At 71.3% G+C, this 13,119-nt stretch carries 11 protein-coding genes; 10 read left to right on the top strand and 1 reads right to left on the bottom strand.

What is annotated here, in order from left to right; genetic code table 11:
* Positions 1-4 precede the first annotated feature (4 nt).
* The 8 genes from ACFPCV_RS15505 to ACFPCV_RS15470 all read left to right on the top strand — a co-directional run bounded on the left by ACFPCV_RS15505 (position 5) and on the right by ACFPCV_RS15470 (position 9,912).
* On the top strand, positions 5-2,227 hold the full coding sequence (locus ACFPCV_RS15505; protein ID WP_378056826.1) for a hypothetical protein: 2,223 nt from the start codon (positions 5-7) through the stop codon (positions 2,225-2,227).
* Positions 2,228-2,321: 94 nt separating this feature from the next.
* Positions 2,322-3,890 (top strand): murein biosynthesis integral membrane protein MurJ, encoded by a 1,569-nt coding sequence (gene murJ / locus ACFPCV_RS15500; RefSeq protein WP_378056948.1) that lies wholly within the window; start codon positions 2,322-2,324, stop codon positions 3,888-3,890.
* A 106-nt stretch (positions 3,891-3,996) separates the two neighbouring features.
* Positions 3,997-5,556 carry a protein kinase family protein gene (locus ACFPCV_RS15495; protein WP_378056825.1) on the top strand — a complete coding sequence of 520 codons (1,560 nt, stop codon included), beginning with the start codon at positions 3,997-3,999 and terminating at the stop codon, positions 5,554-5,556.
* Positions 5,557-5,620: 64 nt separating this feature from the next.
* Positions 5,621-6,247: an RNA polymerase sigma factor SigM gene (sigM, locus tag ACFPCV_RS15490; RefSeq protein ID WP_378056824.1), complete on the top strand. Its 627-nt coding sequence runs from the start codon at positions 5,621-5,623 to the stop codon at positions 6,245-6,247.
* Positions 6,244-7,029, top strand: coding sequence for an anti-sigma factor family protein (locus tag ACFPCV_RS15485; RefSeq protein ID WP_378056823.1), 786 nt, complete (start codon positions 6,244-6,246; stop codon positions 7,027-7,029). Before sigM ends, ACFPCV_RS15485 begins: the two co-directional genes overlap by 4 nt.
* Before the next feature lie 170 nt (positions 7,030-7,199).
* Positions 7,200-8,189, top strand: a complete 990-nt coding sequence (trxB, locus tag ACFPCV_RS15480; RefSeq protein WP_378056822.1) for a thioredoxin-disulfide reductase — start codon at positions 7,200-7,202, stop codon at positions 8,187-8,189.
* A gap of 40 nt (positions 8,190-8,229) precedes the next feature.
* Complete coding sequence (trxA, locus tag ACFPCV_RS15475; protein ID WP_378056821.1) at positions 8,230-8,559, top strand: thioredoxin; 330 nt, start codon at positions 8,230-8,232, stop codon at positions 8,557-8,559.
* A gap of 207 nt (positions 8,560-8,766) precedes the next feature.
* The gene (locus tag ACFPCV_RS15470) at positions 8,767-9,912 is read left to right on the top strand and encodes an N-acetylmuramoyl-L-alanine amidase (RefSeq protein ID WP_378056820.1); all 1,146 of its coding nucleotides are present in this window, start codon (positions 8,767-8,769) and stop codon (positions 9,910-9,912) included.
* A 96-nt stretch (positions 9,913-10,008) separates the two neighbouring features.
* On the opposite strand, the gene ACFPCV_RS15465 is transcribed toward ACFPCV_RS15470, so the two are convergent.
* The gene (locus ACFPCV_RS15465) at positions 10,009-10,635 is read right to left on the bottom strand and encodes a GNAT family N-acetyltransferase (protein WP_378056819.1); all 627 of its coding nucleotides are present in this window, start codon (positions 10,633-10,635) and stop codon (positions 10,009-10,011) included.
* A gap of 147 nt (positions 10,636-10,782) precedes the next feature.
* On the opposite strand from ACFPCV_RS15465, the gene ACFPCV_RS15460 reads away from it, so the two are divergent.
* A complete protein-coding gene (locus tag ACFPCV_RS15460; RefSeq protein ID WP_378056818.1) occupies positions 10,783-12,087 on the top strand; it encodes an aminotransferase-like domain-containing protein in 1,305 nt (434 codons plus the stop codon).
* Positions 12,088-12,158: 71 nt separating this feature from the next.
* Positions 12,159-13,109 carry a D-alanine--D-alanine ligase family protein gene (locus ACFPCV_RS15455; protein ID WP_378056817.1) on the top strand — a complete coding sequence of 317 codons (951 nt, stop codon included), beginning with the start codon at positions 12,159-12,161 and terminating at the stop codon, positions 13,107-13,109.
* The last annotated feature ends 10 nt before the right edge of the window (positions 13,110-13,119 follow it).

The raw sequence follows: 13,119 nt of genomic DNA, 5'->3' as shown, positions 1-13,119 counted from the left end.
AACCATGACGCGCGGCTGGCGGGCGGGTGCGGCTGTGCTCGCGTCCGCACTGCTCGCACTGTCCGCACCGCTCACGGCGGCGGGACCCGCCTCGGCGCAGCCGATCGGGCAGCCGCTGCCGCTGGTCGGCGGCGGGCAGCAGCACCTGGAGCTGACGGTCGACGGGCTCACCCCCAGGGTGGTCACGGCCGCGACGCAGGAGGTCACGGTCACCGGCAGGGTCACCAACACCGGTGACCGCCGCGTCGACGACATCAGCGTCCGGCTGCAGCGCGGCGAGGCGATCGACTCCGACCGGGCGCTGCGCGACCTGCCTGGCCAGGCGACCGACACGGCGGCCGGTGCGTTCGAGAACGTCAGCAGGAGACTCGAACGGGGGGACAGCGCCGAGCTGTCGGTGACCATCCCGCTCCGCGGCGCCGGGAGGACGCTGGCCATCGAGGAGCCCGGCGTGTACCCGCTGCTGGTCAACGTCAACGGCACCCCGGACTACGGCTCCCCGGCCCGGCTCACCGCGGTGTCGATCCCGCTGCCGGTCCTGTCCGTGCCAGGCGGTGGCCCGGCGGCGAGCCCGAAGGCGGCGCCGCCCGAGGTGACGATCCTGTGGCCGCTGCTGGACGAGCGGCCCAGGGCGCTGCCCACTCCCGCCACCGACAGCGCCACGCTGCTCGCCGACGACGAGCTCGCCGACTCCCTCGCCGCGGGTGGCCGCCTGTTCAACCTGGTCAGCGCGGTGCGCACCGCGACGGCCGCGAACCCCCAGCTGCTGCGGTCGGTCTGTTTCGCGGTCGACCCGGACCTGCTGGAGACCGTGTCGAAGATGACGGAGGGCTACCGGGTGCGGACCCCGGCCGGCCAGTTCGTCGCGGGCAAGGGGGCGCAGGCCGCCGCCGACTGGCTCACCAGCGTCCAGGACCTGACCAGGGGCCACTGCGTCGTCTCCGTGCCGTACGCGGACGCCGACCTGGCGGCGCTGTCCCGTGCCGGCGCCGCAGACCTGACCCAGCTGGCCGTGCCTGCCAGCGCGTCGATCACGGCCCGGCTGCTGTCGGTGCAGCCGGTCAAGGACGTCTACTGGCCCGCCGGCGGCACGTTCGACCAGAACACGCTGATCAGCCTCGCGTCGACCGGACCGGCGACCATCCTGGCCGACGCGGGGCACCTGCAGAAGGTCGAGGGCCGCGGCCCGTACACGGTCAACGTCGCGCAGACCGCCAACCCGGTCCGCGCGCTGCCGGTCGACTCGCTGGTGTCCGACGCGCTCGCCACCCCGAACAGCCAGCGCGCCCCCATCGCGGGCACCACCGGCGTCTCCGTGCAGAAGGGGCTCGCCGCGCTGACCTACCGCGCCGCGTTCGACGAGCGGGTCGGCGGCCGGGTGCTGATCACGCCGCCGAGGCGGTGGCTCGCGTCGAACACCGAGCTGGACCAGTTCCTCTCGCTCGCCGGGCAGCTGTTCGACGAGGGGTTCATCACCCCGCTGCCACTGGACCAGGCGGTCGCCGCGCCGGATGGTGGCACCGCGGAGAGCCTCTCCTACACCACGCAGGACAGCTCGCAGGAGATCCCGACCCCGGTCACCGCCGACGTCATGCGGATCAACGCGACCAAGCGGGACATGCTCGACGCGATGGCCGAGGACAACACGACCCAGGTCGACCCGAACCAGCTGCTCGCGCCGATGCAGTACGGCCTGCTGCGCGGGGTGTCGACCGCCTGGCGCGGCCACACCGACGGCGCCGCGAACTCGGTCGCGTTCGTCGACGACCAGCTCGACGCGCTGCGTGAGCTGGTCGTCGTCAACAACCCGGGCCGCCCGTACTCGCTAGCGTCCGGCGACAGCCCGATCCCCATCAAGATCGACAACGGGCTGCCCGTCGCGATCGTCGTGCGGATCACGCTGAGCCCGGTGCCCGGCCTGCACCCGGAACCGATCCGGGACATGCGCATCCCGCCGCTGTCCTCCGCGAGCCAGTACATCCAGGCCGAAGTGGCCCGGTCCGGCCGGTTCACGGTGGACGTGCGGCTGTCGACACCGGGGGGCACGCAGCTCGGCGAGAGAGTGCGGCTGGAGCTGAACTCGACGTCGTACGGCATCATCAGCGTCGCCGTGACCGGCACGGCGGGCGCGGTGCTCGTGCTGCTCGTCGGGATGCGTGTCTTCCGCCGGGTCAGGGCGGCGCGCGCCGGTGACCAGAAGCCGAGTGAGGAAATCGTTGACCCCTAGCGGCGATACGACCCGGCGCCTCGGGTCACAATCACAGACCGTGGACGGCCGGTCTCAGCAGCAGCCACCGTCGCTCGCCAAGGCGAGCGGCTCGATGGCGGTCGCCACGCTCGTCAGCAGGATCACCGGGTTCGTCTGGAAGATCCAGCTGGCGTGGGTGGCGGGCCTCGGCGTGGTCAACGACTCGTTCACCGTCGCCAACACGCTGCCCAACATCGTCTACGAGCTGCTGCTCGGCGGTGTGCTGGCGAGCGTGGTGGTGCCGCTGCTGGTCCGTTCGCAGGACGACCCGGACGGCGGCCAGGAGTACACGAACCGGCTGCTCACGGTCGGCATGACGATGCTGTTCGCCGGCACGGTCGTCGCGGTCGCGCTGGCGCCGCTGCTCACCGGCCTGTACATGGACGACTCGACCGGCAAGGCCAACAGCGAGCTGGCCACCGCGTTCGCCTACCTGCTGCTGCCCGAGATCGTCTTCTACGGGCTGTTCGCGCTGCTGTCGGCGATCCTGCAGGCCAAGCACGTGTTCGGGCCGACGGCATGGGCGCCGGTGATCAACAACCTGGTCATCATGGTGACCATCGGCCTCTACGCGATCGTGCCGGGCGAGATCTCGCTCGACCCGGTGCGCATGGGCGACGTGAAGCTGCTCGTGCTCGGCGTCGGCGTGACGCTCGGCATCGTCGTGCAGGCGCTGGTCCTGGTGCCCGCGCTGCGGCGCACCGGGTTCCGCTACCGGTGGACGTGGGGGCTCGACTCGCGGCTCAAGGAGTTCGGCGGCCTCGCGCTGTGGATCCTCGGGTACGTGGCCATCAGCCAGGTCGGCATGGTGGTCACCACCCGCGTGCTGACCGCTGGCGCGGACGGCGGCGCCTCGATCTACTCGAACGCCTGGCTGCTGTTCCAGCTGCCGTACGGCGTGATCGGGGTGTCCCTGCTGACCGCGATCATGCCGAGGCTGTCCCGGTCCGCCGCCGACGGCGACACCAGGAAGCTGATCGGGGACCTGTCGCTGGGCAGCAGGCTCTCGACGGTGATGCTGGTGCCGATCAGCGCCGTGCTGACGGTCGCGGGGTCCGCGGTCGGCATCGCGCTGTTCGGTGTCGGCGAGGCCGACGTCGCCGACGCGGCCCGGCTCGGTGACGCGCTCGCGTTCTCCGCGTTCGGGATCCTGCCGTACGCGCTGGTCATGCTGCAGCTGCGGGTGTTCTACGCGATGAAGGACGCGCGCACCCCCACGCTGATCATGATCGTGATGACGGTGGTGAAGATCCCGCTGCTGTACTTCTGCTCCGACCGGCTGCGCCCGGAGGACGTGGTCATCGGTGTGCTGCTGGTGAACTCGCTCACCTACGTGGTGGGCGCGGTGCTCGGCCAGATGTGGCTGTGGGTGCGGCTCGGGCGGCTGCAGAGCATGCGGGTGGTCCGGGTGATCCTGCAGACGATCGTCGCCGGGGCCGCCGGGGTGCTCGCCGCGTGGGGCGCGACGATCCTCGTGGACATGCTGCTCAGCGGCGCGGGACCCCGGCTCACCGCGTGGGTGCACCTGGTCGTCCAGGGCCTGGTGACCGCGGTGGTCGCGTTCGGCCTGCTCGCCGCCTTCCGGGTACCGGAACTTCAGCCCGCCACGCAACGGATCACACGGCTGGTGCGTCGCGGTTAGTAGTCAACGACAGGAATAAAGGACCCACGTCACGTACCCTCGTTTTGATACTCACAACAACGGAGGGTGTCTGCCGCGCGTTGGGGCGCTGGGCGGGGAGAGAGCAGTGACCACGAGACGAACCGAGTCCTTGACCGGCGAGTTGCCCCCCGGCGGAGAGCCAGGCGGGGAGGGTTTCCTGCTGCCCGGAGCCGTGATCGGCGACGGCCGCTACCGCCTGCTCGCCCAGTTCGGGCACGACATGCGCGCCAACGCGCACATGTGGCGGGCCCGCGACGGGCAGCTGCGCAGGGACGTGGCGCTGACCGTCCTCGTCGGCGACCCGCAGCACGGTCCCCGCGCGCAGGCCGCGCGCCGGACGCTGGAGCGGGCCGCGCACGCCGCCGCGTTCACCCACCCCGCCGCCGCCCGGGTGCTGGACGTGCTGAGCCTCGGCAACGGTGTGTCCCCCGGCGAGGGCCTGCTCGGCATCGTGGTGGCCGACTGGTCCACCGGCACCGACCTGACCGACGTGATCGCCGAGCACCCGCTGCCCGCGGGCAGCGCTGCCCGGCTGCTCGAACCACTCGCGGCCGCGGTCGAACGCGCCCACCACGCCGGTCTCGTGCTGGGAGTGGACCACCCGCAGCGCATCCGCGTCGGCACCGACGGCATGCTGCGGCTCGCGTTCCCCGGCCCGCTGCCCGATGCCGTGCCCCGCGACGACGTCAAGGGCCTCGGCGCGATCCTGTACCTGCTGATGACCGGCCGCTGGCCGTTGCCGGGCGGCCCGGACGTCATCCCGTCCGCGCCGGTCGCCCCGGACGGCTCGATCGTGCCGCCGCACGTCCTCGCCCAGTTCATCCCGCCGGACCTGTCCACGGTCGCGATCCGCAGCCTCGAGGACACGCAGATCGGCGGCATCCACACCAGCGCCACCCTGCTGGCCGTGCTCGAGGAGGCGGCCCAGTCCGCGGAGCGCACCGAGTTCCTCGGCGCGATCGCCGTGCCCGTCGAGGAGACCGAGGGCGCGCCGGTGTGGACCACCCGCCCCCCGGTCCGCGACAAGGCACGCAGGCGCAAGCTCGCCGTCGGGGTGACCGCGCTCGCGATCGCGGTGGTCGCCATCCTCGCCTGGCTCGGCACGCTGCTGATCGACTTCTTCGGCGAGGACAGCGTCAGCGGCGGCGACCCGGTCGTGGTCGAGGCACCGACGCCGACCGACGGCAACGAGCCGCCGCCCGCACCGAAACCCGCCGGCCCGATCCAGCCGGCGTCGATCGAGGTGTTCAACGTCGGCGGCACCCCGGACAACCCGGACCGCGCCGGTTTCGCCACCGACGGCGACCCCGGCACCGAGTGGCGCACCGACACCTACCAACAGCAGTTCCCCGCGCTCAAGCCCGGTGTCGGGCTGATGGCGGCGTTCGCGGAGTCGGTGCGGTTCTCGTCGGTGGTGATCGACTCGCCGAGCCCGAACACGGTCGTGCAGATCCGCTCCGCGCCCTCCGCCGAGGCGGAGCTCGACGAGACCAAGGTCATCGGCGAGGCCACGCTGCAGGGCGGCAAGACGGAGATCAAGCTCGCGAACGCCGAACCGGGGCAGTACATCCTGGTCTGGATCACCCAGCTGGGCGAAGGGAACAAGTCGGCGCTGGGTGAGGTGCGGTTCATCCGTGCGGAGTGACCGACCGGCGAGTGGGCGGGGCCACACCGCGAATGGGTGAACGGCCGACCGATATCCTCCTCACGTGACCACCGCTGCCAGCTCGGACGCCGACCTCATCGCGGCACATGCCGCCGGGGATCCGCGTGCCTTCGGTGAGTTGGTCCGCCGGCACCGTGATCGGATGTGGGCGGTCGCCCTGCGCACCCTCCGCGACCCCGAGGAGGCGTCCGACGCCCTCCAGGAGGCGTTCATCTCCGCGTTCCGCGCGGCGGGTTCCTTCCGGGCGGAGTCGCAGGTGACGACCTGGCTGCACCGGATCGTGGTGAACGCGTGCCTCGACCGGGTGCGGCGCCGGCAGGCCAGGCCCACCGTGCCCCTTCCGGAGACCGGGCCAGGTGAGCCGGCCACCCCCAGGGACTCGATGTCCGAACGGGAGACCAGGCTCGTCATCCAGAAGGCGCTCGAACAGCTGTCCGACGACCAGCGGGTGCCGATCGTGCTCGTCGACGTGGAGGGCTACTCGGTTGCGGAGACCGCCAGGATGCTCGGCATCGCGGAGGGCACCGTGAAAAGCCGCTGTGCGCGGGGGCGTGCCAAGCTGGCCAAAGTTCTGGGGCATCTGCGGAACCCCGATGCAGATGCGAACGTCCCAGATGGCGCAGTTGAAGGGCGAGACGTGCCCGTGCGGCGCCACTGGGAGGGACGATGACGGACAGCACGAGGGGAACGGGGGTTCCCAGCGGGCCGCCGTGGTCTGTCGATGTGCTCGCCGACCTGCACGCCGGTGCACTGGACGCCAGGCAGTCCGCCGCGCTGTGGGCTCGGGTCGGCAACGATCCGGAGGCGCAGGCGATCCTCGCGGCGCTCGACAGCGTCCGGCACGACCTCGACGCGCTCGGTGACGCTCCTGCCGAGCCGATGCCGGCACACTTCGCGGCCCGGCTCGACAACGCGATCGCCGCGGAGGCGGCCAGGTCCATGCCGGCGGCGGCACGCCCCGGTGTGGCGCCGGTAACCGACATGGCGCAGGCCCGCAGCAGGCGCAACCGCAGGATGGGGTGGATGGGCGGGCTCGTGGCCGCTGCCGCCGCCGTCGTCGCGGTCGCCTTCGTCGCGCTGCCGGGGGAGCAGCCGACGGGCGGCACGGCACAGCCGGAGGACGGTGGCACCTCCCAGGAGGCGCCGGACGGCGAGGCACCGAACGACGCGCCGCCGCTCGCGTTGAAGGCCGACGACCTGGGGCCCGCCATCAACGGCCTGACCGGCCAGGAGGACTACGGCCCGCTGGAGGACGAGCAGGGTCTCGCTGACTGCCTGTCCTCGAAGGGGATCGAGAACCCGTCGGTCATCGGCGCGCGGGAGGTGACGATCGACGGCACCGCGGGCGTGGCCGCCCTGCTCGCGGGCGGTACGGGCGAAAAGCGGTTCCGGCTGGTCATCGTCGCGCCGGACTGCGAGGGCGACCTCATCACCGACACCTCGCTCGGCTGAGGGCACGAGCAGAACGTCGTAGGAGCCGGGTGCGGACACACCGTCCGCACCCGGCTCTTCGCGTGCGCGGGCCGGCGTGCGGCCGGTCACCGCGCACGGGCGGAACAACCGGCACCTACGATCGTGTTACACGAGTGCGCATTCAAAGAGCGCCCCGCTTCGGAGGTCTGATGTCCGAGAACGTCCGCGACGTCATCATCGTCGGGTCCGGCCCGGCCGGTTACACGGCCGCCGTGTACGCGGCCCGCGCACAGCTCGAACCGCTGGTCTTCGAGGGCACGCAGTTCGGCGGCGCCCTCATGACCACCACCGAGGTGGAGAACTACCCCGGTTTCCGCGACGGCATCATGGGCCCGGACCTCATGGAGCAGATGCGGGCGCAGGCCGAGCGCTTCGGCGCCGAGCTGCGGGCCGAGGACGTCGAGGACATCCAGCTCGATGGCCAGGTCAAGTACGTCACCGCGAACGGCGTCCGGTACGCGGCTAAGGCGGTCATCCTCGCGATGGGCGCCGCGGCGCGGTACCTGCACGTGCCGGGTGAGCAGGAGCTGCTCGGGCACGGCGTGTCCGCCTGCGCGACCTGTGACGGCTTCTTCTTCCGCGACCAGGACATCGCCGTGGTGGGCGGCGGTGACTCCGCGATGGAGGAGGCCACCTTCCTGACCAAGTTCGCGCGGTCGGTCACGATCATCCACCGGCGCCAGGAGTTCCGGGCGTCGCGGATCATGCTCGAGCGCGCGAAGGCGAACGAGAAGATCCGCTGGCAGCTCGACTCCGAGGTGCTGGAGGTCCTCGGTGCCGGCAGTGTCTCGGGCGTCCGGCTCAGGAACACGGTGACCGGCGAGGAGTCGGTGCTGGACGTGACCGGCCTGTTCATGGCCATCGGCCACGACCCGCGCAGCGCGCTGGTCAAGGGTCAGGTGGAGGTGGACGCGGACGGGTACGTCCAGGTGCGCCAGCCGTCGACGTACACCGCCATCGACGGCGTGTTCGCCGCCGGTGACCTGGTGGACCGCACGTACCGGCAGGCGATCACCGCGGCGGGCTCCGGTTGCGCCGCGGCCATCGACGCCGAACGCTGGCTCGCCGAGCACGGCGAGCCGAACGCCCACTCGGCACCGGAACTCGTCGGCGGCGGCTACGCCCCGACCCAGAACTAGCGCAAGAAGCTTGCGAAGCGACCATCACTGAGGAGAGAACATGGCCGGAAACACCGTGACCGTCACCGACGCGTCCTTCACCGAGGACGTCCTGAACAGCGACAAGCCGGTGCTGGTCGACTTCTGGGCGACCTGGTGCGGGCCGTGCCGGATGGTCGCGCCGGTGCTCGAGGAGATCGCCGCCGAGCACGGTGACAAGCTCACCGTCGCGAAGCTGGACGTCGACGCGAACCCGACCATCGCGCGGGACTACCAGGTCCTCTCCATCCCCACGCTGATGGTCTTCAAGGGCGGCGAGAAGGTGAAGGAGATCGTGGGCGCGAAGCCGAAGGCGGCGCTGCTGAACGATCTCTCGGACTACCTGTCCTGATCGTCGATCCGGACAACCGTCCGGCGGCGCACACCGTCTACTTGGTGTGCGCCGCCGCCGCATGTGGAGTAAGCAGTTGGACGCGGGACGTGACCCCGCAGGCCGCTTCGCTGGGGGCAGGGCACAATAGTGGACCAGCAGCTGTGCTGCGACAGGAACAGCAAATAAGCGCCGACCTGGTCGGTGCCCTATCCGAGCGAGGGGTGCATGCGGGTACTCCGCCGCGGTGACGCGGGACCGGCAGTGGCCGAGGTTCGCGCAACGCTCTCAGGGCTTGGTCTCCTGACGGCGGACCCGTCAGCTTCCCCTGATGTGGCTGTGTTCGACGCGGCCGTCGAGCACGCGGTGAGCACGTTCCAGCAGCAACGAGGCCTGATCGCCGACGGCCACGTCGGCCCGGCGACGTACCGGGCGTTGAAGGACGCCACCTACCGGCTGGGTGCGCGGCCGCTCGCGTACCTCGTGTCGTCGCCGGTCAGCGGCGACGACGTGATGACCCTGCAGGAGCGCCTGCTGGAGCTGGGCTACGACGCTGGCCGTGCCAACGGCGTGTTCGGCGTGCAGACCGAGGCGGCGCTGCGGAACTTCCAGCGCGACTACGGCCTGACGGTGGACGGCATCTGCGGCGCGGAGACCGTGCGTGCGTTGCGCCAGCTGTCGCCGAGGGCCCGGGGCGGGTCGCCGGTGCTGCTGCGTGAGCAGGAGCGGGTCCGCAAGGCCGGGCCCCGGCTGCGCGGCAAGCGCATCGTCATCGACCCGGGTCACGGGGCGGGCGACACCGGGGTCTCGGTGTCGGGCGTCAACGAGGCCGAGCTCGTGTGGGACCTGGCCCGCAGGCTCGAGGGCAAGATGGCCGCGACGGGCATGCAGGCGCTGCTGTCGCGTGGTACCGACCAGTGCCCGACCGAGGGCGACCGGGCGCAGTTCGCGAACGAGGTGGGCGGCGATCTGTTCCTGTCGCTGCACGCGGACGCCAACCGCTCACCGCTGGCGCAGGGCGTGGCGAGCTTCCATTTCGGCACCACCGGCAGCACGTCGACCATCGGGGAGACCCTCGCCGGCTTCATCCAGCGCGAACTGGTCGTGCGCACCGGGCTGCGGGACTGCCGGGCGCACCGCAAGACGTGGGACACGCTGCGGCTGACCCGTTGTCCCGCCGTGCGGGTGGAGATCGGCTACCTGACCAACGCCGACGACCGCCGCCGCCTCACCGACTCGTCGTTCCGGGACGTGGTGGCCGAGGGCATCCTCGTCGCGGTCAAGCGCCTGTACCTGCTCGGCCAGAACGACCAGCCGACCGGCACGTTCACGTTCGCGGACGTGCTCAGGCACGAGCTGGCGAAGGCCGAGTAGTTCGCCGAGCGGAGCTTGCGGAGCGAACATCGCCAATGTTTCACATGAAACAGCCCCCGGGATCCGGTCCCGGGGGCTGTTTCGTGTCCTGAGTGGCTACCGCTGGAGCACGGGGCTCGCCGTGGACACCGAAACGGTGCCCAGGAGCCGCTCCAGGGCCGCTTCCACGTCTTCCTTCCAGGTGATCGCCGAACGCAGTTCCAGGCGCAGGCGGGGCCAGTGAGGGTGCGGCCTGACCGTCTTGAAGCCGACGCTGAGCAGGAAGTCCGACGGGACGACGCAGGACCTCTCCTCGTCGGGCCTGGCGTCGCCGAACGCCTCGATCGCCTTCACGCCACGGCGCGTCAGGTCCTTGGCCACCGCTTGGACCAGCATCCGGCCGATCCCGCCGCGCCGGAACTCCGGCAGCACGTGGAACCCGGTCAGCACGACCGCGTCCGGGCTGGGCGGCGAGGTGGGGAACGCCGCGGCCCTCGGCACCGCGTTCGGCGGCGCGTACAGCACGAACCCGACCGGCAGCTTGTCGCTGTACACGATCCGGCCGCAGGAGCCCCATTCCAGGAGCACGCTGGAGACCCAGGCTTCCTTCTCCAGCTCCGCGGTGCCGAACTCCTCCGCCTGCTCCCTCAGGTGCGGGGCGAGCTCCCAGTACACGCACGAACGGCTGTGTTTGGGGAGATCCTCGAGGTTGTCCAGCGTGACGCCCACGACGCGTCGCGACACCTGACCTCCCACCCTGGGCCTCGAGCAGCCCGTCACTGTGTGCCAAGCCAGGATACGTCCGGTTGGGCGGGAGCCGGAACCGGCAAAGGTGAATATCGGCCCGGTTACACTCGATCGGACCGACGAACCGGCTGAAGAGAGCCCCTCATGTCCCTCGAGCCAGCAGGCAGCAGAAGCCTCGATCCGCACCTCCGCCGCTATGCGGCGCGGGCTGCCGGAATGACGGCGTCCGAGGTACGAGCTCTCTTCGCCGTCGCCAGCCGCCCCGAGGTGGTCTCCCTGGCGGGCGGCATGCCCAACCTGACCGCGCTGCCGCTGGACTCGCTGTCCGGCGAGGTCGCGAGCATCATCAGCAAGGACGGCCTGGTCGCGCTGCAGTACGGCTCGGCCCACGGCCTGCCCGAGCTGCGGGACCAGATCTGCGAGGTGATGGCCCTGGAGGGCGTCACCGGTCACCCGGACGACGTCGTCGTGACCGTCGGCTCGCAGATGGGCCTGGACATGGTGACGAGGATCTTCTGTGATCCCGGCGACGTGGTCCTGGCCGAGGGCCCGTCGTACGTCGGCGCGCTCGGCACGTTCGCCGCCTACCAGGCCGACGTGGTCCACGTGGCCATGGACGACGACGGCCTCGTGCCCGACGCGCTGCGCGAGGCGCTGCGGGCCGCCGAGTCGGCGGGCCGGCGGGTCAAGTTCCTGTACACGATCCCGAACTTCCACAACCCGGCCGGTGTGACGCTGGCCGTGCCGCGGCGCGCGGAGGTCCTGGAGATCTGCAGGCAGCACAACGTGCTGGTGGTCGAGGACAACCCGTACGGGCTGCTCGGCTTCGACGGGCAGACCTACCCGGCGTTGCGCTCCATGGACCCGGACAACGTGGTGTACCTCGGGTCGTTCTCGAAGACGTTCGCCGCGGGTCTGCGGGTCGGCTGGGTGCTGGCGCCGCACGCGGTGCGCGAGAAGCTGATGCTGGCCGCCGAGTCGGCGACGCTGTGCCCGCCGACCCTGAACCAGATGATCGTGTCGCGCTACCTCGCGACGCACGACTGGAAGGGGCAGATCAAGTCCTTCCAGTCGGCATACCGCGACCGGAGGGACGCGATGCTCGCCGGGCTGGAGCAGCACCTGCCCGCCGGCTGTTCGTGGACCGTGCCCGCGGGCGGGTTCTTCGTGTGGATGACCGTGCCGGAAGGCGTGGACACCAAGGCGATGCTGCCCCGCGCGGTGACCGCCAGGGTCGCGTACGTGTCCGGCACCGGGTTCTACGCGGACGGGTTCGGCAGCAGGCAGCTGCGCCTGTCGTTCTGCTACCCGACGCCGGAACGGATCCAGGAGGGCGTGCGCAGGCTCGCGGCCGTGCTCGCCGCGGAGCTGGAGCTGTCCCGCACGTTCGGCCCCATCCACCAGCGGCCGGTTTCCGGTCCGCAGGTGCCCGGTCCGGACATCGCGTAACCTCCTTTTCCCGCACGCAACGCACGTCCGCTGTCCACAGTGGACGATCTGGTCCCCGAGGGAGTCGAGCTGTGTCCGATCTCGCCGTGGCGGTGCTGTCCGGTGGTCTTTCGCACGAGCGTGAGGTGTCGCTGCGGTCGGGCAGGCGGCTGTCGGCCGCGCTGCGGACGGCCGGCCTGACGGTCGAGGAGTGGGACGCCGACTCGGCACTCCTCGACCGGCTGCGGGAGCACCGGCCGGACGCGGTGGTCGTCGCGCTGCACGGCGTCGAGGGCGAGGGCGGCGCGGTGCAGACGGTGCTGGAGATGCTCGACGTGCCCTACGTCGGCTCGGACTCCCACGCGTGCCGCCGTGCGTGGGACAAGCCGACCGCGAAGACCGAGATGGCGCGGGCAGGCATCGCGACGCCGGACTGGGTGGTGCTGCCGCACAGCACGTTCCGCGAGCTGGGTGCCCAGCCGGTGCTGAACGCGATGGTCGATCGGCTCGGGTTGCCGATGATGCTCAAGCCGGAACAGGGCGGGTCGGCCCTCGGCGCTCAGGTGGTGCGGGACGCGGCCGAGCTGCCCGCCGCGATGGTCGGCTGCCTCGCGTACGGGGAGACGGTCCTCGCGGAGCGGTTCGTCCAGGGCGTGGAGGTGGCGGTCGCGGTCGTCGAGGGTTCGGACGGTCCGGTGGCGCTGCCCGCGGTGGAGATCGACCCGGAGGGTGGTATCTACGACTACACCGCGCGGTACACCGCCGGGCTCACGACGTTCCACCGGCCTGCCCGGCTCGACGACCGCGCCGCGGCCGTGGTCGCGGATCTGGCGGTGGCGGCGCACCGGCTGCTGGGTCTGCGTGACGTGTCCCGGACCGACGCGATCGTCGCGCCGGACGGGACCGTCTACTTCCTCGAGGTGAACTCGTCGCCGGGGCTGACCGAGACCTCGCTTCTGCCGATGGCGGCGGAGGTCGCGGGCCGCTCGCTCGGCGACATCTACGCCGGTCTGATCGAGCGCGCGGTCGCTCGCTCTCAGTGAGAGTTGATCA

Source organism: Actinophytocola glycyrrhizae, assembly GCF_042653545.1.
GTDB lineage: Bacteria > Actinomycetota > Actinomycetes > Mycobacteriales > Pseudonocardiaceae > Actinophytocola > Actinophytocola glycyrrhizae.
Note: the sequence above shows the minus strand (reverse complement) of the source record. Positions and strands in the feature narration are given on the sequence as shown.

Coding starts and splice junctions, on each gene's coding strand:
- ACFPCV_RS15505 (WP_378056826.1), top strand. CDS start 5: ATGACGCGCGGCTGGCGGGCGGGTGCGGCTGTGCTCGCGTCCGCACTG.
- murJ (WP_378056948.1), top strand. CDS start 2,322: ATGGCGGTCGCCACGCTCGTCAGCAGGATCACCGGGTTCGTCTGGAAG.
- ACFPCV_RS15485 (WP_378056823.1), top strand. CDS start 6,244: ATGACGGACAGCACGAGGGGAACGGGGGTTCCCAGCGGGCCGCCGTGG.
- trxB (WP_378056822.1), top strand. CDS start 7,200: ATGTCCGAGAACGTCCGCGACGTCATCATCGTCGGGTCCGGCCCGGCC.
- trxA (WP_378056821.1), top strand. CDS start 8,230: ATGGCCGGAAACACCGTGACCGTCACCGACGCGTCCTTCACCGAGGAC.
- ACFPCV_RS15470 (WP_378056820.1), top strand. CDS start 8,767: ATGCGGGTACTCCGCCGCGGTGACGCGGGACCGGCAGTGGCCGAGGTT.
- ACFPCV_RS15460 (WP_378056818.1), top strand. CDS start 10,783: ATGTCCCTCGAGCCAGCAGGCAGCAGAAGCCTCGATCCGCACCTCCGC.